The organism is Sulfidibacter corallicola (assembly GCF_017498545.1).
In the GTDB taxonomy this organism is placed as follows: domain Bacteria; phylum Acidobacteriota; class Holophagae; order Acanthopleuribacterales; family Acanthopleuribacteraceae; genus Sulfidibacter; species Sulfidibacter corallicola.
This window is the reverse complement of the sequence record NZ_CP071793.1, coordinates 11,078,146-11,098,955: the sequence shown is the minus strand read 5'-3', so window position 1 is coordinate 11,098,955 and position 20,810 is coordinate 11,078,146. Positions and strand designations below refer to the sequence as shown.

At 58.9% G+C, this 20,810-nt stretch carries 15 protein-coding genes; 7 read left to right on the top strand and 8 right to left on the bottom strand.

Going from position 1 to position 20,810, the window contains the following annotated elements; translation table 11 throughout:
* Nucleotides 1–524 precede the first annotated feature (524 nt).
* Both J3U87_RS32880 and J3U87_RS32875 read left to right on the top strand, forming a co-directional pair.
* On the top strand, nucleotides 525–3,824 hold the full coding sequence (locus J3U87_RS32880; protein WP_237380091.1) for a S41 family peptidase: 3,300 nt from the start codon (nucleotides 525–527) through the stop codon (nucleotides 3,822–3,824).
* Nucleotides 3,825–4,348: 524 nt separating this feature from the next.
* Nucleotides 4,349–4,897 (top strand): hypothetical protein, encoded by a 549-nt coding sequence (locus tag J3U87_RS32875; protein ID WP_237380089.1) that lies wholly within the window; start codon nucleotides 4,349–4,351, stop codon nucleotides 4,895–4,897.
* Nucleotides 4,898–5,041: 144 nt separating this feature from the next.
* Here the strand turns inward: J3U87_RS32875 and J3U87_RS32870 are convergent, their stop codons facing one another.
* From J3U87_RS32870 to J3U87_RS32860, 3 genes are all read right to left on the bottom strand, one after another.
* Nucleotides 5,042–6,271 (bottom strand): alanyl-tRNA editing protein, encoded by a 1,230-nt coding sequence (locus tag J3U87_RS32870; RefSeq protein ID WP_237380087.1) that lies wholly within the window; start codon nucleotides 6,269–6,271, stop codon nucleotides 5,042–5,044.
* Between the two features lie 83 nt (nucleotides 6,272–6,354).
* Nucleotides 6,355–7,314 carry an aldo/keto reductase gene (locus J3U87_RS32865; protein ID WP_237380085.1) on the bottom strand — a complete coding sequence of 320 codons (960 nt, stop codon included), beginning with the start codon at nucleotides 7,312–7,314 and terminating at the stop codon, nucleotides 6,355–6,357.
* A gap of 108 nt (nucleotides 7,315–7,422) precedes the next feature.
* The gene (locus J3U87_RS32860) at nucleotides 7,423–7,992 is read right to left on the bottom strand and encodes a YceI family protein (protein WP_237380084.1); all 570 of its coding nucleotides are present in this window, start codon (nucleotides 7,990–7,992) and stop codon (nucleotides 7,423–7,425) included.
* Nucleotides 7,993–8,529: 537 nt separating this feature from the next.
* Here J3U87_RS32860 and J3U87_RS32855 point away from each other — a divergent pair.
* The 4 genes from J3U87_RS32855 (at nucleotide 8,530) to dnaB (ending at nucleotide 13,849) form a co-directional block, all read left to right on the top strand.
* Nucleotides 8,530–9,573: a 3-oxoacyl-ACP synthase III gene (locus tag J3U87_RS32855; protein ID WP_272932443.1), complete on the top strand. Its 1,044-nt coding sequence runs from the start codon at nucleotides 8,530–8,532 to the stop codon at nucleotides 9,571–9,573.
* A gap of 47 nt (nucleotides 9,574–9,620) precedes the next feature.
* Nucleotides 9,621–10,520: an alpha/beta fold hydrolase gene (locus tag J3U87_RS32850; protein WP_237380080.1), complete on the top strand. Its 900-nt coding sequence runs from the start codon at nucleotides 9,621–9,623 to the stop codon at nucleotides 10,518–10,520.
* Complete coding sequence (locus tag J3U87_RS32845) at nucleotides 10,517–12,166, top strand: fatty acid CoA ligase family protein (RefSeq protein WP_237380078.1); 1,650 nt, start codon at nucleotides 10,517–10,519, stop codon at nucleotides 12,164–12,166. The genes J3U87_RS32850 and J3U87_RS32845 overlap by 4 nt, the downstream gene beginning before the upstream one ends.
* A gap of 282 nt (nucleotides 12,167–12,448) precedes the next feature.
* Nucleotides 12,449–13,849, top strand: a complete 1,401-nt coding sequence (gene dnaB, locus J3U87_RS32840) for a replicative DNA helicase (RefSeq protein WP_237380077.1) — start codon at nucleotides 12,449–12,451, stop codon at nucleotides 13,847–13,849.
* Nucleotides 13,850–13,864: 15 nt separating this feature from the next.
* Here the strand turns inward: dnaB and J3U87_RS32835 are convergent, their stop codons facing one another.
* Both J3U87_RS32835 and J3U87_RS32830 read right to left on the bottom strand, forming a co-directional pair.
* Nucleotides 13,865–14,287 carry a secondary thiamine-phosphate synthase enzyme YjbQ gene (locus J3U87_RS32835; RefSeq protein ID WP_237380075.1) on the bottom strand — a complete coding sequence of 141 codons (423 nt, stop codon included), beginning with the start codon at nucleotides 14,285–14,287 and terminating at the stop codon, nucleotides 13,865–13,867.
* A 564-nt stretch (nucleotides 14,288–14,851) separates the two neighbouring features.
* Entirely contained in the window at nucleotides 14,852–15,457 is a 606-nt protein-coding gene (locus J3U87_RS32830) for a hypothetical protein (RefSeq protein ID WP_237380073.1), read from the bottom strand.
* 749 nt (nucleotides 15,458–16,206) lie between these two features.
* Between J3U87_RS32830 and J3U87_RS32825 the strand changes: the two genes are divergently transcribed.
* Nucleotides 16,207–17,091 (top strand): NHL repeat-containing protein, encoded by an 885-nt coding sequence (locus tag J3U87_RS32825; protein ID WP_237380071.1) that lies wholly within the window; start codon nucleotides 16,207–16,209, stop codon nucleotides 17,089–17,091.
* 567 nt (nucleotides 17,092–17,658) lie between these two features.
* On the opposite strand, the gene J3U87_RS32820 is transcribed toward J3U87_RS32825, so the two are convergent.
* The 3 genes from J3U87_RS32820 to J3U87_RS32810 all read right to left on the bottom strand — a co-directional run bounded on the left by J3U87_RS32820 (nucleotide 17,659) and on the right by J3U87_RS32810 (nucleotide 20,494).
* Entirely contained in the window at nucleotides 17,659–18,000 is a 342-nt protein-coding gene (locus J3U87_RS32820; protein WP_237380069.1) for an RNA recognition motif domain-containing protein, read from the bottom strand.
* Nucleotides 18,001–18,243: 243 nt separating this feature from the next.
* Entirely contained in the window at nucleotides 18,244–19,389 is a 1,146-nt protein-coding gene (locus J3U87_RS32815) for a 1-acyl-sn-glycerol-3-phosphate acyltransferase (protein WP_237380068.1), read from the bottom strand.
* 463 nt (nucleotides 19,390–19,852) lie between these two features.
* The gene (locus J3U87_RS32810) at nucleotides 19,853–20,494 is read right to left on the bottom strand and encodes a hypothetical protein (protein WP_237380066.1); all 642 of its coding nucleotides are present in this window, start codon (nucleotides 20,492–20,494) and stop codon (nucleotides 19,853–19,855) included.
* Nucleotides 20,495–20,810: the final 316 nt, after the last annotated feature.

Sequence of the window (20,810 nt, the reverse complement as noted above, 5' to 3'; positions counted from 1 at the left end):
ATCGCCCAAAAGCCTCCGATGGTGGTCCAAGACAGGACCTCGGCTGGCGTGTGTCCGGAGGGGAACTCGGTTTTTGCCACATCTTTTTTGATCCGTTTGGGCTCCGTTCCACGCGTCTAGATGGCGTGAGCGGGGTCTTGGCTCGTCCGCGTCGACGCTTGAACCGCGAACTGGGGATGTGCTAAACAAGCCCTTTGGTTCGTCCCTTCGACGGGCGTCGCGACACCTGGGAATCCGAGGTGGCCGCATCGAATGCGGCGATTGATCGAGGGGGTGTCGACGCGATGCCGGTTTCGGTTCACAAAGTGTCCGTCCGGCGCGATTCGGTCTTTTGGGAGAGCCCGAGATACCGGCTGTTTTTCGCGATGGCTCGTTCGATGTGGACGGATGTTCCGAATGCTATCTCCGAGCCGGCCGTGCATGTACAGGTCAAAGTTATGGGTCGAAGTTGCGGGTGACGGTGGCACTCGAGAAGTGATGAAACGATCGCCGATCGCCTGGAAAGATTTAGAGGAGGATCTCTATTGCGCTTGTTATGCTGTTTTCTTGCCGCATGCTCGAGTCTGGTTGCGTTTGCGGCCGAGGGTGATGCGCGCCTCTTGCGTTTTCCCGATATCTACAAGGATAAAATCGTGTTTGTCTCCGCCGGAGACCTCTACGTGGTGCCCAGTGCGGGTGGTGTCGCACGTCGTTTGACGTCTCACGAGGGACGGGAGCTCTTCCCCAAATTTTCACCGGACGGAAGCATGATCGCCTTCAGTGCCGAATACAACGGCACGCGGCAAGTTTACGTCATGCCCAGCGAAGGCGGGGTCCCGCGCCAACTAACCTTTTATAATGATGTCGGTCCCATGCCGCCGCGCGGCGGTTTCGACAACCAGGTGATGGATTGGTCGCCGGACGGCAAGCACATTCTGTTTCGTGCCAATCGACTGCCTTGGGGCGTACGCATGGGCCGGTTCTACACGGTTCCGGTGGACGGCGGATTGGAGCAACCGCTGGCGATTCCCGAATCCGGCGGCGGCATGTTCTCACCGGACGGTACCAAGATCGTCTATACGCCTATCTCGCGTGAATGGCGAACCTGGAAGCGGACCCACGGCGGTCGCGCCCAAGACGTCTGGGTCTACGATCTCGAGCGCGACGAGGCGACTCGAGTCACCGATCATCCCCTGACCGACAATCTTCCGATGTGGGTCGGCAAATCGCTGTTCTTCACCTCCGATCGCGAGTACACGCTGAACCTGTTTCGCTGCGATCCCGACGGCGGCAATCTGACCAAGGTCACCAACCACGGCGAGTGGGACGTCCTGTGGCCCAGCGCCGGCCCCACCCAGATCGTCTACGAGAACGCGGGCGGGCTGCGGGTGTTCGATTCGGTGTCCGGTAACGACCGCGAGGTCTCGGTTCAAATCGTCGGTGCTTTCGAACAGACCTTGGCCTACCGCGCCAATGTCAGTGAGTTCATCGACGGTTTCGAAGTTTCTCCCAGCGGGAAACGCGCCGTGTTCACCGCCCGCGGCGATGTATTCACGGTCCCGGTGGAGCACGGTCCGACCCGTAACCTGAGCCGTACCTCGGGTGTGCGCGAGCGCAACCCGGTTTGGTCGCCCGACGGCAAGTGGATCGCCTACCTCAGCGACCGCGAAGGCGAATACGAGCTGTTCGTGCGTCCCGCCAAGGGCGGTGAGGAGCGTCGCATCACGACCGGCCTGCCGATGTGGCCCATGGCGCCCACCTGGTCGCCGGACAGCGAGAAGCTGGCCGTTTCCAGCAAAGATCGCAAACTGTACATCGTGCATGTGGCCGACGGCAAAATGGTCGAAGTGGCCAAGGGTCGTTACGGCGATCTGTTGGACCACGCCTGGTCGCCGGACAGCGAATGGTTGGTGTACACCCAGGTGGCCGAAAACCAGTTCGGCGTGATTTGGGGCTTCCACCTGGAGCCGGGTGAACATCACCAGTTGACCAGCGAACACATCAACAACTTCAATCCGGCCTTCTCGCCGGACGGCAATTACCTCTACTTCCTTTCGAACCGCGACTACAACCTGACCTTCAGCGGTTACGAATTCTCCTACATGTACACGAGACCCACGCGGATCTACGCGGCGACGCTCAACGACAGCGTGGCACGTCCCTTCGCCCCCAAGAGCGACGAAGAGGAGGCCAAAGCCGCGGAGCCTCCCAAAGAGGAAGATGACAGCGCCGCGAAAGACCGCAAGAAGGGTAAGAAAAAGGGTCGCAAGAAGGCCGAAAAAGCAGCCGAATCCGAGTCCGAGAAACCGGGCCTGCAGGTGGATGGTTTCGAGTCGCGCGTATTCGTGTTGGATGTGGGCTCCGGCAATTATGGTGCGCTGAGCGCCAACAAGGCGGGCGTGTTCTTCCTCGAACGCAACCAGGGTGGACCGGCCACGCTGCGGCACTTCGACATGGCCAAGCGCAAGACGGAGACCGTGCTCGAAAACGTGTTCGGATACCGTCTTTCGGCCAAGGGTGATTCGTTGATCTACCGTTCGGGCAACAACTACGGCATCGTCAAGGCCCAGCCGAAGCAGAAGCCCAAGTCGTTGAACCTGAGCAAGATGGAAGTGAAGATCGAACCCAGGGCCGAGTGGCGCCAGATCTATCACGACGCCTACCTGCTGATGCGCGACTGGTTCTACGATCCCGACATGCACGGCTACGACTGGAAAGCCCTGTGGGATCGCTACCGACCGCTGGTGGACCACGTCAAGACCCGCTCCGAGTTGGATTTCATCCTGGGCGAACTGGGTGGCGAACTCAACGCCGGTCACTACTATGTGAATTCCGGTGACGAGCCGCGAGTGGAACGCGATAACAGCGGCCTGCTGGGCGCCGAAATGGAAGCGGATGCCTCCGGTTTCTACAAGGTTCGCGAGATCCTGCCCGGCGAGAACTGGCACCAAAACTTCCGTTCGCCGCTTCGCGACGTGGGCGTGAACGTGTCGGAGGGTGAATTCATCCTGGCTGTCGACGGCGTGAATGTGCGGACCGACACCAACTTCTACGCCACGTTGGAGGGCAAGGGCGACCAGGAGGTCACGCTCACCGTCAACGACAAGCCCAGCACCGAGGGCGCGCGCGAGGTCGTCGTGCGCACCATCACCCGCGAGACCAATCTTCGCTACCTGAAGTGGGTCCGCGAGCGTCAGGCCAAGGTCGACGAACTCAGTGGCGGGCGCATCGGCTACATCCACGTGCCGAACACCGCGTTCGAGGGCAACCGCGAACTGTTCAAACACTTCTACGCCCAAATGCACAAGGACGCGCTGGTCCTGGATGACCGGTACAACGGTGGCGGTTTCATTCCCTTCCACATGATCGAACTGCTCGGTCGCCCGGTGCTCAGTTACTGGGCGCAGCGCGACATCGAGCCGTTCCGGTCGCCGGGCTACGCGCACGTGGGGCCCAAGGCGGTCTTGACCAACGGGTACTCCAGCTCCGGCGGCGACGCGTTCCCCTATTACATGCGCAAGCAGGGCCTCGCCAAGCTCTACGGCACCCGCACCTGGGGTGGGCTCATCGGGCTGCAGGGCAACCCGGCCTTCCTAGACGGCGGTTCGCTTTCCATTCCCGTCTTCCGTTTCGTGGATCCGGACACCGGCCAGTGGGCGGTCGAGAACGAGGGCGTGTCGCCCGACGTGGAAGTCGTCGATCGTCCCGACCTGATCGCCAAGGGCCAGGATCCCACTCTGGAAGCCGCTGTCGAGGCATTGTTGAAGGAGTTGGAAAAGAATCCACCCAAGAAAATCCAAATGCCCGATCCGCCGAACGAATCCAAGCGACCACCGCGTCGATAAACACCGATTCCAAACGCGAAGGGGGCCGAATGGGCCCCCTTTTTTCGTTTGTAACGGAGGACACGGACCTGGCCGCGGGACAGCGTGGTTTCGCCTTCGAAAGGGGCTGGATCCCTACGTACTCCTTTGATGGGAGAGGTATAGGTTAAACCGTAATTTAATGAACATTGCAAATTTATTGAATTTACTAAAAAAAGTTCATTTTCTTGTTGATCGGCCTCGTTGCCGGATGTAATATGCGAATACAAGCTCTTGCTTTTTTCACACAACCCTTTGTACTACCGGCCACGCGCGGGTTTCGTTATCCGTGAAAGCGAACGCTGTAAGCGTTTTGTTGGCCGGTATTTTTTTGTCTTTTTTTCCCAGAAGCCTGTATTTTTGACGGGGTTAGATCCTGCCATCATTCGATCTGTGATTTTACTTCCAATTTGAAATTGGGGGCTTCCCCTTCAGTGGCCAGACCACTAATATGGTTTAGGGAATCTCTTTTTTGAGATTTCACTAATCTTGTCGCAGGTGATTGAATGAGTGCTCCGGAACCCCTTAAGGTAGATTTGACCGAGGCAGCTCGCGAGGGGATCGATCTCTGCAAGCGCGGGCACTGGGATGAGGGGCTACTATGCCTGAACCAGGCGCTCAAGGCAGATCGACAGTCTTTGCCCGGCACGGCCTATTCGTATTTGGGATATGCGATGGCCTTGCGTGAGAACAAGCTTTGGGAAGGTCTCAATTTAGCCCAGTTGGGCGTGGAAGTCGGTTATTTTGACGCGGATAACTATTACAATCTGGCTCGCATCTACCTCATGCGCGACAATCGTCGCCAGGCTGTTTTGGCCGTAGAGGAAGGGTTGAAAGTAGAGTCCGAACATCGTGGTTTGTTGCAGCTCCAGGCGCGACTCGGCAAACGGTCCAAGCCTATCTTTCCGTTTCTCAGCCGGGACCATGTGCTCAACATGCTTTTCGGGCGTATTCGCCACACCGTCAAATCCAGCCGTGAAAAAGCCAAGACGAAAACTAAGAAAAAGGCACAGCCCGTTAAAAAGAAAGAGGTTCCAAACCTTTTTGACCTCTAGTTCGCCCTGTCTCCTACGGGCAGCCATGCTCTACCCCGGCGTTGGTGCTTTTCCTTCGAGATCTTTTTTCGATGTGCGGTAAGGGTGATGAGGTCATCCATCACCCGCGTTGTTTCGCACACGGTTTCTTATCCCGCTAGGCCTTCATCCTGCCGCTCGAGTCCACGTGATCGTATTCGGATCGACCGACAGCGGCAACTTTCCTTCGGCGTGATTGGGTCGTCCACCACCGCGTGCGCCTAGTTCGCGTCCGGCTTCTCGAAACCACTTTCCGCAATCGAAAGCGGCGTTCGAACCTCGCGAGAGGATCACGCGCCAGTCGGAATCCGCATTCTCGCGACTGAAGATCGCCGCAAGCACGTCTTCGCGGCGAATCAGGCTGTTGGCCAGCTTTCGCGCGCTGTCTACATCGCTTTCGCGAACGACCACGATCGGGGTCCATTCGGAAGCCGTAGGCTGGTGGGACGCAAGGAGTTCGGCGGCTTCGCGTTCCGCATTTCGAGCCCGCAGGCGGCCGAGTTCCTGTTGGTACGTCCGCATGGTTTCCCGCTGACCCGTCAGGTTTTCCGCCAGTTCGGCCGGTGTACAACCCTGGACGGCCGCGGCTTGGCGGGCCTGACGTTCCAATTCGCGAAAATACTCGAGCGTTCTGCGCCCGCACAGGAAGTTCACCCGGGTCATGCCTTTGATTCGTTCGGTGCTCACCACGTGCACCGCGCCGACCTGACCCGTTCGCGCGCAATGGGTTCCGCCGCACGGTGTGACATCGAAACCTTCGATTTCGAGGATCCGAACGTCCTCGCTGACCTTCGGTGCACGGCGCAGGTTCATCCGGGCCAACTCTTCGGCGTTGGGGTAGATGGGACGCACGACTCGATCTTCCAGGACGAGGTCGTTGACGTGCGCGACGACCCGCTCGATCGTTGATTCGTCCAGTTTCGGGCTGTTCAGGTCGACCGTGCTGATGCGCGAACCGAGTCGTGCCGAGACCGTTTCCAGCCCGGCCAGGGTGAAAAACGCGGCCGAAAGCATGTGTTGGCCCGTGTGTTGGCTCATCATGTCGCGCCGATGTGATGCGTCGACCTGGCCCTCGATCTCGGCCTGAAGCCAATCTTGCGGCTCGGCATCGTCGATCAGGTGGAGGATCCTGCCGCGATCGTCGATCTGGACGTCGTTGACGGCCAGGGACCTTCCTTCGATTCGCAAATGCCCGCGGTCACCCAGCTGGCCGCCGCCCTCGGGATAAAACGCCGTCCGGTTCAGAATGACCGCCGGTCGATCGCGATAGTGAACGACCTCGAGTACCGTCGCTTGGAAGGTCAACAGCGGCTGGCCGTCCCCAGGGGCGTCAAGGTAGAGTTTTTCTGTCGTCACGATCAGCTCCAAGTCCTTGGTAATGAATTATTTGACGGCGTTTGGCTTGGCAGTCTTCGCTCCGGGTAACGCCAAAAGAGGTCCTAGAAGTTCCACAACAACGGGTTGTCGTCGAGATGGTCCGTCACCGTTCTGCCGATGCGATCGACCTCCGCCCAGTCACCGTCCGACAGGACGTGCATACCGGCTGCGGCCGTTTCGCGGATTTGTTCCGCACGCCGGGCGCCGGCGATGGCGAACATGCCCGGTTTCGTCGTAATCCATGCGAGTGCCAGTTGCGCCATGGTCATGCCGCAGGCCTTGGCGATCGGACGTAATTCGGCCAGGGCCGCTTGGACCCGGGTCCAGTGAGGCTCCTGGAACAATCGGTTTTTGGCGCGGTGGTCGCCTGGCTCGAAGTGGATTTCGCCGGCGAACCGGTCGGCGAGAATACCCTGGGCGAGGGAGGAGTAGGCCAACACGCTTTGGTCCTGCTCGCGGCAGTAGGGCAGGGTTTCCGCCTCGACCGCCCGCCAGAACAGCGAGTAGGGCGGCTGAAGGCTGTCGATGCGGCCGTAGCGGGACGCTTCCGCGATTTGTTCCGCGTTGAAGTTCGAAACGCCGATCGCCCGGATCTTGCCCTGCTGCACCAGTTCGCACAGCGCCCGCATGGTCTCCTCCGGCGGGACTTCCTCGCCGCCCCAAGTGCCCGGGGGCCAGTGGATTTGGTAAAGGTCCAGGTAATCGGTGCCCAGGTTCTTGAGCGAGCGGTGGCAGGCCTCGAACACCTGGTCGTAGCGCAGGTGGTTGGAGAACACCTTGGAGAGAATCACGATCTGGTGGCGGTGATTGCCCAGGGCCTTGCCGATGATCTGTTCGGAATGTCCCTCCCCGTATACCTCGGCGGTATCGAAGGTGGTGATGCCGCTGTCGAAGGCCGCCTGGAGCGCCTGGATGGAGTCGCGATCCTCGATTCCGGACCACATCCGTTTACCTGCCTGCCAGGTGCCCATGATGATTTTCGAGAGGTCGATGTCGGTTCGACCGAGTTTTTCGTAGCGCATGCTCCACTCCTTTCGGCCAAGGGCGTAGGCCATCCACCGAGCGATTCCTCGCCGAATCGAGCTCTTGGCGGCTCTAGTGGTCTGACCTGTTGATGCGTCTCGCCAGGACTATTGTTTCCAGGTGCCCTCGAAGGTCACGAACGCGATCGGCAGGATGGACTGGTGGCCGCACAGCTTCATCATCGCTTCGAGCGGTGCGCCCAAAAGGCCCAGGTCACCGAGGCCGATGGCCACCGTTTGTTTGGTGCGCGCGTGAATGGTGTTGTCGGATGTGCGGAACAGGATCATGGGAAAACTGACTTTCGGCTTCAGGCCGCGGTAATGGATGGTGGCCTCGAAGGTCGTTTCGGCGGTGTCGCCCGCCTTTTTGGGGAGCTGATCGGCCGGAAAGGCGCCCTTCAGCACGAAACGGGGATGTTTGGCCACTTCGAACAGGGAATTCTTGATGCTGATATCGCGTGGGACGAGATCGGTGTCGAGTGTGTCGAGATCGACGATGACCTCGAAGGCGTTCCCTTTCGCCCCGCCAGAAACTTGAAAGGTGCCGCCGACGGCCGCATTGTTGTTCTTCACGCTGTAGAAAAAGACCTTGCCGCCATCCAGTGTCCATTCACCGGCAAGGGCGGGGGCGGCGAGACAAAAAAGCGCGGTAGCGAAACACAAACTCAACCTATTCATGATGACTCCTCAAGACATTGACTAATTCGAAAGACTTCAAAATCAAGGGTATAGATGAACCTCATCGATTGAAGCGATCGGGCTTGGTGCTTTTGCCGTCCAGTGTTTCACGAGATGAACAAAAGTGCAAACGAGAATCCGGCCGGCCCGTGGGGAATTGCGGAAGGCGTTCGGGGCCGGAGGATTGGTGGCCATGGCGGTGGAAACCGCTGCCCAGGACGGGTTCGGCGAAGATTGCGGGTCGAATGCAGTTCCATTCGGTGGTAGAATGACGCGGTGCGGCGACCCCCTGTGGTGCCGGAACGCGCCGGTGGTTTTGGGTATGTCGCGTTCTGGGCCTTCCCAGCGAATCGGGATTATGCTTGAATATTCGTTTCGGGTCGGTCCATTCTGATAAAAGGTGAATGTCGCTTCAATATCCCGAGCGTCCTACGCCGCCCACCCTTTCGCCCATCCCCACCTTTCGTGCTTGTGTTTCTCGAGCCATCCCTCGAGAACCATCCAACCTTTTATGAAGAACACGGATAGCGAGTTGTAATGAAGTACTCTCGAGTCTTTATGGATTCCATTAAATATGTGTTGCCGCCCGTGGTGGTCTCCTCCCGCGAGCTGGAAGCGCGGCTGCGCCCGCTCTACAAGAACTTGCACATCAGTATGGGTCAACTGGAAGCGTTGACTGGTGTCGTGGAGCGACGCTGGTGGAACGAATCCGATTCCATTACGGAACGCGCCACCGAAGCCGCCAGACGCGCGCTCGACGCGGCCGGTCTCGACAGCCGCGACCTGGGCGCCCTCGTCTACACCGGTGTGTGCCGCGAGCAATTCGAGCCGGCCACCGCCTGTGCGATCGCGGCGGGGATCGGGGTTTCCGAGGAAACCAACGTTTTCGACATCTCCAATGCCTGCCTGGGCGCGCTGAACGGTATTTTGGACGTGGCCAACCGCATCGAGCTGGGCCAGATTCGGGCCGGTTTGGTGGTTTCCTGCGAAAGTGCCCGCGAAATCAACGAGATCATGATCCAGCGCATGCTCGAGGATCAGGACATGGAGAATTTCAAACTGTCGCTGGCCACCTTGACCGGTGGCTCCGGAGCCGTCGCCATTCTCCTGACCGACGGCAGCTTCTCCGATCGGCCGCGCCGGCGCCTGCTGGGCGGCGTGACCATGACCGAGCCGCGCTATCACAGCCTTTGCCGCTGGGGCCTGGAGCAATTGGGCGCCGACCGTTTTCGTCCGGTCATGGCCACCGACTCCGTCGCGGTCCTGAAGTACGGGGTCGAACTGGGCCTCAAGACCTGGCGCGCCTTCATGCGTCGCCTCGATTGGACCGTGGACCTGGTGGACAAGGTCGTGTGTCACCAGGTCGGCTCGGAACACCAGAACACCATTCTCAAATTTTTGGGTATTCCCAACAACAAAGACTACGTGACATACCCTTTTCTGGGCAACATCGGGACCGTATCCGTGCCGATCACCGCTGCCATCGCCGAAGAACGCGACTTCCTGGAAGAAGGAGACCGGGTGGGTTTTCTGGGGATCGGTTCCGGTTTGAATTGCACCATGCTCGGATTCCAGTGGTAGGATGATCGGCGCCCCGGCGCCATCCCGACCGACAAGGAAAGGTACAGATGCTACCCGATCGCGAACTCTATCCATTCGAAAGTCATTTCCTGTTGCGGAATGATCTGAAGTACCACTACCTCGACGAGGGCCGCGGTGAAACCGTGGTCATGGTGCACGGCAATCCGACCTGGTCGTTTTATTGGCGCAATCTCGCCCTCGCCCTGCGCAGCCAGTATCGCGTCATCGTGCCGGATCACATGGGCTGCGGGCTCTCCGACAAACCGGACGATACCCATTACCGCTACACCCTGGACCAGCGGGTCGACGACCTGGAAGCCCTGCTGGAGCATCTGGGCCTGCGCGAGAACATCACCCTCGTGCTGCACGATTGGGGCGGCATGATCGGCATGGCCTATGCCACGCGCCACCCGGAGCGAATCAAGCGCCTGGTCGTGATGAACACGGCGGCATTTCTGCTACCGCCGGCCAAAAAATTCCCCCTCGCCTTGTGGCTCGTCCGCAACACCGCCCTCGGCAGCTTTCTGGTGCGCGGTTTCAACGCCTTCAGCTTCGGCGCCAGTGTGATCGGCACCAAGCGCGCCAAACTCGGCGCCAAGGTTCGCAAGGCCTATCGCGCCCCTTACGATACCTGGAGCAACCGCATCGCGACCCTGCGTTTCGTGCAGGACATCCCCCTGAAAGAGGGTGATCCGGCCTGGACCACCTGCCACGGGGTGCAGGAGAACCTCCAACAATTCAAAAACATCCCGCTGTTGATCTGCTGGGGTGAAAAGGATTTCGTGTTCTCGGTGGAATTCCTCGAGGAGTGGATTCGGCGTTTCCCCGACGCCCAGGTGCACCGCTGGTCGGATGGCGGCCACTACATTCTCGAAGATGCGGCCGATGAGATCACCCAACTCGTGAAGGACTTTTTGCGGGAGCATCCGCTCGAGGTGGCCGCGTGAACGACGCATTCGTCAATATTGCCGCGCACTTGCCGGCAATGGGGGAGCGTCAACCGCACACTCTGGGTGTGGTTTTTCCGGAAGGTCGCGATGCCGCCGGGCGCGTCGCCTACACCCATTTGACCTACCGCCAATTGAACCGCGAGAGCGATCGGCTGGCGCTCGCGCTGACCGAATACGGGATCGGCCGCGGCATGCGCACCGTGTTGATGGTGAAACCCTGTCTCGAGTTTTTCGCACTGACGTTCACCTTGTTCAAAATGGGCGCCGTACCGGTGTTCGTCGACCCTGGCATGGGCCTCAAGAGTTTGAAGACGTGTCTCGAGGAAGCCGAACCCGAGGCCTTCATCGGCATTCCCAAGGCGCACATCGCGCGCTTGCTCCTGCGCTGGCCGCGTTTCCAGAAGCTGGTGACCGTGGGTTCGAAAAAGGGATGGGGTGGCGCGACACTCGCCGATTTGCGGGCGCGGATCGGCCCGGACGACGTCTTTTCCATGGCTCGGACGGCGGCCGACGATTTGGCCGCGATTCTATTCACCAGCGGCAGCACGGGCCCGCCCAAGGGCGCCGTTTACACCCACGGAACCTTCGATGCCCAGGTTCGGCTCTTGAAAAATACCTACGACATCCAGCCAGGCGAAGTGGACTTGGCGACGTTTCCCTTGTTCGCCCTGTTCGCACCGGCGCTGGGCATGACCGCCATCGTGCCCGACATGGATGCGACCCGCCCCGCCGAGGTGGACCCCACCAAGATAATCGAGGCCATCGAGAACTTCGGCGTGACCAACATGTTCGGTTCGCCGGCACTGCTGAATACGGTGGGCCGCTTCGGTGCAGCGAAGGGCATTCAATGCGGCTCGCTCAAGCGGATCATCAGCGCGGGTGCACCGGTCAGCGCCGAAATCCTGCGGCGTTTTTCGCAAATGCTGCCCGACCACGCCCAGATCTTCACGCCCTATGGCGCCACCGAATCGCTGCCGGTCTGCAATATCGGGTCGAAGGAAATTCTCGGCGGAACGGCGGAAGCCACGGCACAGGGCAAGGGCGTCTGCGTGGGCCGGCCGGTGGAGGAAATGGAAGTACGGATCATGCGCATTTCCGATGAACCGGTCGCGGAATGGCATCCCGATCTGGAGGTCGCTTCCGGCGAAATCGGTGAAGTCGTGGTTCGCGGCCCGGTCGTCACGCGAAAGTACTTCAACCGCGATCAAGCCACCAAACTCCACAAAATGGTGGACGGTGACGACATCATTCGCCACCGCATGGGCGATCTGGGCTACTTCGACGGCAAGGGCCGATTGTGGTTCTGTGGCCGCAAGGCCCATCGCGTCCACACCGAATCGGGCACCTTGTACACGGTACCGGTCGAGGGGGTCTTCAACGCCCATCCCGATGTCTTCCGCACCGCCCTGGTGGGCAAGGCGGGGGAGGGCAACGTGCAAACGCCGGTATTGTGCGTGGAACTGGAGAAGGGGTCGGTATCCCGGAACCGGGACAAGATCGTCGCCGAATTGCTGGAACTCGGATCGCGACACGAACACACGCGCACCATTCGCGACATTCGCTTCATTTCGGCCTTTCCGGTGGATATCCGTCACAACGCCAAGATCTTTCGAGAGAAGCTCGCGCTTCAGGTCGCCGGTTGATCGCGCCACCTGACGAACACCTCGAAATGGGTTTCGATGTGGGTACCTCCTCGGACCAGGGGACTTGGGCTTTTCGGGTGGGTTCGGAATGGCCGCGTCGGCGATCGGGTTGGCCTCGATGGGAGGGCTCGGCGCACACGTCCGTGCCTTGCGATTCGGCCTGAATTGGTGCATCATGAGAAGTTGTCCTCGGACGCCGTCGCCCCTCCGACCTTGGCGATGATCTTTGTATGAATTATTGGGAAATAGAAGGTTATGGCTGAGACTGGGTTTGACCCATCCATGAAGAAACGCAAGCGCGACAAGGAAAAACCCGACATCGCCGTAAAAGGCCTGCCTCACAATGACGAGGCCGAACGCGTCTTGCTCGGCGTCATGCTGCTGGAAAGCGACAACATCGCCCAGGTCCTCGATAACCTGAAGGTCGAAGACTTCTACCGACGCAGCCACTTTCTCATTTTTCAGGCGATGGTGATCCTCTTCGAAAAAAACGCCGAGGTGGATCCGATTCTCGTCTCCGACGAACTGATCAACCGCGGCGAACTGGACGAGGCCGGCGGTTACGAATACCTGGACGAACTCACCCAGGGCATCCCGCGCACCACCAACATCGAGTACTACGCCCAGATCGTCAAAGAAAAATCGATGCTGCGCAAACTCGCGCACCTGGGCCAGAAGATCACCGAAGCCGCCATCGATGGTGAAATGACCGCGGTCGATGCGATCGGGGTCGCCGAGAACTCCCTCTACGAAATGCGCGAGGGTGAAGTCGATACGGGCTTCCGCGATTTCGGGGCCCTGCTCACCGAAACCTACGAGACGATGCGCGAACGCGCCGCGCTGGAAGGCGAACTGGTCGGCCTGCGGACCGGCTTCCTCGATTGGGACCGCATGACCGCGGGTCTCCAGAAGGGCGATTTGATCATCGTCGCCGCCCGACCCGCCATGGGTAAGACCTCCTTCGTCTTGAACGTGGCGCTCAACGCCGCCGTCAAGGGCAATGCACGAGTTGCCCTGTTTTCGCTCGAAATGCCTGGCACTCAATTGGTTATGCGTTTGATTGGCAGTGAGGCGCGCGTCAGTATCTCCAGTCTGCGTACCGGCAAACTCCAGGAAGACGAGTGGAGCCGGGTCGCCCATGCCGTGGCCGAGTTGAGCAGCGCCAAGATCTACATCGAGGACAGCGGCGAATCGACCGTCGCCCAGATGCGGGCCCAGCTCAAGCGCGTCGTCGCCGAGGAAGGCATCGACCTGGTGGTCATCGACTACCTCCAGTTGATGTCCGGATCGACCCTGCAGCAGCAACAGAGTCGCGTTCAGGAGGTTTCGGCGATTTCCCGCGGACTCAAGGTCATGGCCAAGGAAATCGATGCGCCCGTCATCGCCCTTTCCCAGCTTTCCCGTGCCGCCGAGCAGCGGTCCGATCACCGGCCCCAGCTCTCCGATCTGCGTGAATCCGGTTCGATCGAGCAGGACGCCGACATGGTGTGCTTCCTTTACCGCGAGGATTATTACAAGGAGAAGGAAGCGGTCAAGGACGACGACGAAGAAGAGCAGGAATTCGGGATCGCCGAATTGATCATCGCCAAACACCGCAACGGTTCGACCGGTGCCGTCAACCTGGCTTTTTTCAAAAAATACACGAAGTTCGAAAACTACAGCGAAGAAATGGAATTCGCTTGAGCGGATTCGGCGATCTCATTCGCCTTGCAGGGTGACGGTCAGACGGCGGCTTCCGCCGTGGTTGCGATGCTCGCACAGGTAAAGCCCCTGCCAAGTACCCAGGTTCAGCTTGCCGGCGCTGATCGGAATGGTGACCGAGGCCCCCAGGATGGAGCTCTTCAAATGGGCGGGCATGTCGTCGGGCCCCTCGCAGGTGTGCAGATAGTGGGGTGCGTTCTCCGGTATCAGCACATTGAAATGGGATTCCATGTCGCGACGCACGTCGGGATCGGCGTTCTCGTTGAGGGTCAGCGACGCCGAGGTGTGCCTGATGAAAAAGTGGGCCAGACCGACCTGGAATTGCGCCAATTCGGGCAACTGCCGAAGCACTTCCCGGGTGATCAAGTGGAATCCGCGAGATCTTGCCTCGAGCCGCAGCTCCTTTTGGAACCAAGCCATGATGTACCGCCTCAGACGATCCCGCGCGGCGGTCCATGCGGCACGCGGGTTCGATGTTGGAGGCCAGCATAACGCGATAGGCGTGCGACTCGCAATCTTCGACGCGGCTGGGCGGCCGCGCATCCTCCGCCTGAAACCAGGTGTGGCGTTTTTTCTCGAAATCGAGCTGGGTATGCCCGCTGACTTGGAGCTCTCTTGAAAAAACTGCATCGGAGTGCCCGAATATCGAGAGATTCGTCGTGCAGGCCGTGCCCTACCGGCCGTGCCTTACCTGCTGCAGCAACCCTCCTTTCGGAAATGCGGGAACGCCAATTAGGAAAAAAGTCTGTCCACGAATCACACCGATTGACACGGATTTATAAACCGTCCTCCGATCTCGTTTTCCAGATTTTTTGAAGGTCCGGCAGTAATTCGGCAACCGTTCCGTGGAAATGCTTTGATTCGTTTCTGACCTGAGAACCCAGTGATCGGAATACCGGTTGCCGTTGTGTCGGACCATCGGCATACCGTGGTTCGGCAATCCGGCCTTCGGCCCGAGCAGCGGCTAAGTGGTGAAGGAGCCGATCAGGACGCGGCGATTTCTTTCAAGGCCTGAATTTGCTCCTGGTCGAGGGTGCTCAGGGTGATCAAGCCTTCCATGGTGCCTTTTCGGATGCTCTCCCGTTCCCAAATGCCGGCTTTGAACAGCTTCTCGGTGTCCTGGGGAGAGATGAGCGGACACTGCTGTAAATCGAGTAGAAACTCGCGTACCCGTTTTCCTTCCGCTTCGGCTCGGGGACCGCCGAGCTCCTTGCCCAGGTCCAGCACCTCGCCCTTTTGGCCGGGGCGGAATACCTGGCGGGTCGTCCCGCGACGCGTGGTCAGGTGGCGATCCATGGACTCGGCCGTGGCGCGGCGTTCCGCGTCGCTTTCCACGGCCAGGTGGTAGTTCAGGCTACCCTTGAGTGCCGCCAGGATGTAGGCGCGCTTACAACGATCGATGTTGCGGAGCAGCCCGCAGATCGGCAATAGCGTTTCACCCGAGATCGCGGCCTTGAGTTCCTTGAGTTCGGCGGGGAGTCCCATCTCGCTGAGGCTGGGATTGTAGGCACCGGCATCGGTCTTGGCTGCCTCATCATCGTCGAGCATAATGTTGTCAAACGCACTGTCGAGATCATCCAAGAATCCCACCGTAATCCCCCTAGATTGCAAGGTCTTCCGCCACCGCAGTTCTTCTGTTGGTTATCTTAAATGCAAAGGCAACCTTTTCCAAATATTTAAAGAGGGAAACGAGGGCGGGGTCAAGTGGTCCCGATCACGTCCTGGATTCGCGGGTGAAGCACCTCGATGTTCCGGGACGGTGTGCACGGATTCTCGACCCAGGAATGGCGCGCCCTTCGCCGGGATCGACGGTCGAATATCCGGGAAATTGGCGCATACGAAAATTGGCGTTTTGTGACCTTTCCAAGGCTCCGTGCGGCAGGCCCCGCGTGGGTTCGCCACCGACCTCGGGCGCTAAGTACCACTGCTTTTTCGAGCTGAATGGATAGTATCCACGAGATTCGTTTTGTATCGACTCTCCACGGCAAGTCTATTTACGGAAATGGGCGCCGCACTCACGCCTGTTCGCGGCGGCGCTTTTGCGGATATTCCATAGCCAATCTAATTCGTGTCGCCTATAATGCTTTCAATCGTGGTGGTGGCGAGAGTCTTTCTTGTGTGTTCCTGGTTTGCTCTTACATATAAGTTTTCTTTGGGTGATTTCGCATCGCGGATCATTTCTTTTTGGGCAAAGAGGGACGGAGTAATTGTATATGTTGTGGTTTTCTTTGTTTTTGGCCCTGGTTGGCCCCGTATCGGAGGTCAGGCTCGACAACAAAGGTCGTTACCTAGGTCCGCTCGGTTCCTCGATGGTTTATCTCAACCACGATGGAACGTACATGGCCGCAACGAGTTATCAACTGTGGCATTGGGATGGCCAGGGTCGGATCATCAACGTGATCGGCGAGAAGGGCGAGGGGCCCGGTGAGTTCCGACACGTGGGTGAAGTCCTGTGGACCGGCAATCATTATTGGATCGTCGATGGTCAACTGTTACGGTCGAGTGTCTTCGACGAAGAAGGGAAGTACCTTTCTCGCAGTGATGTCTTTTTTCGTCAGTTCGTTCCCGTCGAAAACCGAATGTTCGTGTTGGATCTGTCCCGGTTTCGCATGTTCGAGCGGGTCTATCCTCCGAGTTTGCGGGAAATCGAGTATCAGATCACCGAGAGCGGTGACCTGAACGTCAACAAGACCGACCTCTTTTTTCGCAAGATGACCCCGGCTCAGGCCGATTTTCGGGGGAACTTCAAGTTGCTGTGGGTCGTTCGGGACCGGGATCGCCTGTTGATCATGGATCAACTCGAGCCCAAGATGCAGATTTACGACCCCGCGACCATCGAACGGGAACACAACGTTTCCGACGAGGATGCGTTCGAGCCCAGCTTCATTCCCGTCCAGCTCTCTCGTTTCGTCAAGGCCAAGGGCAGTATGCCGCGGACGCGCAGCCACCGCGACTACGTGCATTGGTGGTACGCCTGGTCGCGAATCAACTATTTCGGGCGTTTGGGCAAGGATCTGGTGGTGTGTTACAGCATTCCCATCGAAGGTGATCCGGAAAGTGAAAAGCAGGTCGTCCAACGCGTCGGTTTCGATGGCCGTGCCATCGGCAAGCCGCTGATTTTGGATGGCTTGATGATGGGTGTCGTCGATGAGCGGGTTTACGTGTTCTACGAGGACGAAGACCGCGAAGACTTCACCTACTTTGTGCGGGCCTTCTCCTTGTAGCCATCGCCGGGGCGAGCCGATCGCCTTTTCTCCGAATTAAGCTTCGGGAAAAGACGACGGCGCGCCGAGGCGTTCCTTTCGACGTTCGACCTCGCGGGTTCGAAACGGTGTTCGTACCCTCGTGGCGGGGGGCATTCAATCACGGCAATTGCACGATCGCGAAAAAGAAGTTTTGACTGTCTGGGCCCGTAGACGGGCTGCGGAAGGGGCGACGACGGCCGCCCCCTTTCGATCGGTGCAATTGAGGATTGGATATGAAGGGGAAACGGATGCTTTCGTTTCCCACCAGGAAATACACGCTTTTCACGAAAGAGGGTGTGTGCCGACCTTTCGCGATGGGGGTATATCCTACGGCAGGGAAGGATCTCCCTGTACGTCAAAAAGGAATCTGGCGATCGCGAGCGGGAAACATGGTACCGAGCGCGCATCCGTAGCGCCTTGGGAGTCAGAGTTCTGTAAGTTGTGGGCCATGACCGCAACTCCTGGGCAACTGGTGATTCAGATTTTGATGACCGTAGATCGTCCTTGGAAACTGGTTAGCTTGGGGCGTCTGGGTGACTTAGTGATTTACCACCGGTTGCGAGATTGGAAGCGATCGCCGCCGCGGCCGCCGCCACGGTTTTCTTTGGCTTCATCCACCTTGATGGTGCGGCCGTCGAGTTCGGTGCCGTTCATGGACTCGATGGCGTTTTGGCCTTCGTCACGGTTGCGGAACGTGACAAAACCAAAGCCTCGAGATCGGCCCGTCTCGCGGTCGGTGACGACGCGGACGTAGTCGATTTCCCCGAAACGTTCGAACGCCTGACGAAGACCTTCATCAGTGGTATTCCAGCTCAAGCTGCCTACAAAAATCTTCATTTTTATTTTCTCCTGATCATTGTGAGATGACCCACAACCAAAATGAATCATAACACGGAACCTGTGTAGTAACAGTTAATTCGCGTGATTGGGCAACTTTTTTTGAAGGAATCTTTGGGTTGGGCAAATTGGTGTCTTTTTGGCTTTCTTTGGCGTTTCAGCAGAGCGGTGCCTACCGTATTTCGGGGGCTGGAAGTTCGCGCTTTTTCTGCAGGGAAACGACTACCTGAAGCCTTCGTCGAACCGACCCGGAAATGGTTCGGGTCTTCCAGGCCGACGAGAGGATTTTGGGATTCAGGTTTCTTCCGGTCGATCCGAAATTTCGCGGTTGATCACGGGTCGCGCGTACATCTCCAGCACGAATGGTTCGAGGGCCCTGCCTTCGGGTAGTTCCTTCAGCTTCCTCTCCAAGCGTTCGCGGAACTCGGCCTCGTAGCCGGTGGTGTAGTGGTCCGCATAGGTGGTTTGTCCGCGCAGCAGGTCGGCGGCCAGGTAGTTCGACGGCCAAAGGTGGTAGGCGCCCATGATTCGTCGGTCCATTTCCGCCGTGACGCGATGGACCAGCTCGTTGCGTTTGCAATCGTCGCGAAGGCAGGGGTGGTCGGTTTCCAACGGCTCGGAAAAATGGAGGTGAACCCGGCCCTTGTCGCCGAAGATACCCAGCGCCATACTTTCCTGATCCTCGGCTTCGGTTTTTTGGTACTGTCCGTCTCGCTGGCGCAAAAAACGCTCGCGCGCCTTGAGGGCATCGCAGGGGTCCCACTCGTAAGCAATCGATAGGCCGACTAACCGGAGTGATCCCAGATGCTTGTGCCAGGATTCCCGAGCCGCCAACGCCAGCATTTTCACGACACCCGTTTGAGTGCGATCGTCGCCGTCCTTGGCGCGTCCTTCCTGTTGGGCGATCCAAAAATTGCCCTTTTGGGACCGGACCAGGTCGGCCACGTAACGCGACAGCGTTTTGGACGCCTTCAGCAGTTCTCGTTGGCTCAGGCCGCGCTTAACCGAAACACTTTTGTTCAGCTTGAACAGGTGAACCAGCCAGGGTCGATCGAGCAGATTGTCGCCGATGGCGATATGGGGCGTGGGGATCTTGTTTCGGTGTAGGGTGAGACACATGAACCCCGGATCCAGTACGATGTCGCGGTGGTTGGAAACGAACACGTAGGTTTGGTCGGCGTCCAACCGTTCCAGGCCGCTGACCGTGACCCCCGCGGTGAAATGCTGTTCGATCCAGGCCATGGCGGGCGCCATGACCTTGGTTTGGAAGGTCTCGATGTCCGAGATCCTGCGCATGCGTCGCATGAATGCGCGCGGATGGCGTTGCGGGACCAGGGTTCGGGCCAGTTCGGAAAATTCCGGTGCCTTCGCGAGGGCCGCGATGGCGGTCGTGATTTCCTCGCCCTCGTAGGGTCTGATATCTGAAAAGTCGAAATCCAAAGGGGACGCTCCCGGTTCGAATGATGAAATTGTCTCACCCCAGGTCGAAGCCTGTTTTCGATCGATGGGGTTTTCAGGTGATCCTGAAGCCTATCGAAAGCGGTCTGGGTTGTAAATGGCGGATATCGCGCCTGTGCCGGAACTTGTTCCATTCGCGGAAACCTCGGTCCGGGGCGGCATGGCGGGGGATCGATCGGTTCGAGAACGAAATGGAAAGAGGCGAATCGAAGGTCTGGGAACGATGTGTCTCATTCTAGCGGAAACGGGACCTGCGTGGCCCGGGATCTCGGTCAATCCTTGGTGAGGATTCCCGGCCGAGGTGGTCGGCACGATTCTGCAAATAAAAAAGGGGATTTCGGAAGGGTATCCGAAATCCCCGAAGTGGCTCAGGGCAGAACCAAGTGGAGGGTTGAACTGTTCGAGGGAAGAGGGCCCGGCCGGAGCCGGGCGCGGGAGGTGGGGTTTAGTTGTACTGGTTCAGGAAGGCGTCGCTGAGGAGGATGCGGAACTGACCGCTGCGATCTCCACCGCGTTTGGCTCTGCGACCGAAGCCACGACCCCGACGGCGGCGGGACTCTCCGTCTTCGGCGGATTGGTCGCGCTCGGGGCGGTTGGCGATGAAGAAGTCGCGCATGGCGGCGGTCTGTGCATCCGTCAACAGGTCATCGAGGCCTTGAGAGGCTTCGCGGATCTCGCCTTTCATGTCTCGGCCGGCCTGACGAACGGCGTCGCGCAATGCCTTGAGTTGCTCCTTCTGGGCATCGCTCAGCTCGGCACCCGCTTCCAGTTGGGCGCGAATGTCCGCCGCGGCGGTGTTCAAGGCTTCGCGGGCGGCCTCGATGGTCGGCTCGTGTGCGGCTTTGATGGCGTCTACATCGGCTCGGACCGCTCTCAGGCTGGTGACCTGCTCGTCGCTCAGGTCGAGGATGCCGGCCAGTTCGGCGGCCTTTTGATCCATGATGTGTTGGTGGATGTAGACCAGGTCTTCATTGATTTGTTCGGCGTGTTTGAAGCCGGGGCCGGGAAAGGGGCCGCGGGCCAAAACGGTGAGGGAAGAGCAGAGAACCAACAGGGCTACCAGTGTTTTAAAGTAGGGTGCTTTCATGACATGCCTCCAAAAAAGTCGTTTCGTACTTGCTCGAGAGAGAAGAGATCGACACGTTTCGTGCGTCCTTTGCACTAGTAGACACTGACTTCGCCATAGGGCCGGTGCGCTTTACAAAGTGTTACAGCGGCGAATTTCGGTGGCCATGACGTGGCGCAAACCCTTGAAAGTAGAGGGATTAGGTGCAAACGACAGGTGCCCGGCGCGGTCTTTTCGAAGACAGGAAATCGCCAGCGGCGCGGCGAGGTTGGAAAGTCGAGGCGAATGCGCGGCGCCGGCGGGCTTCCCTGTGGATCGAGGCGGGTTCGGGTGGTGC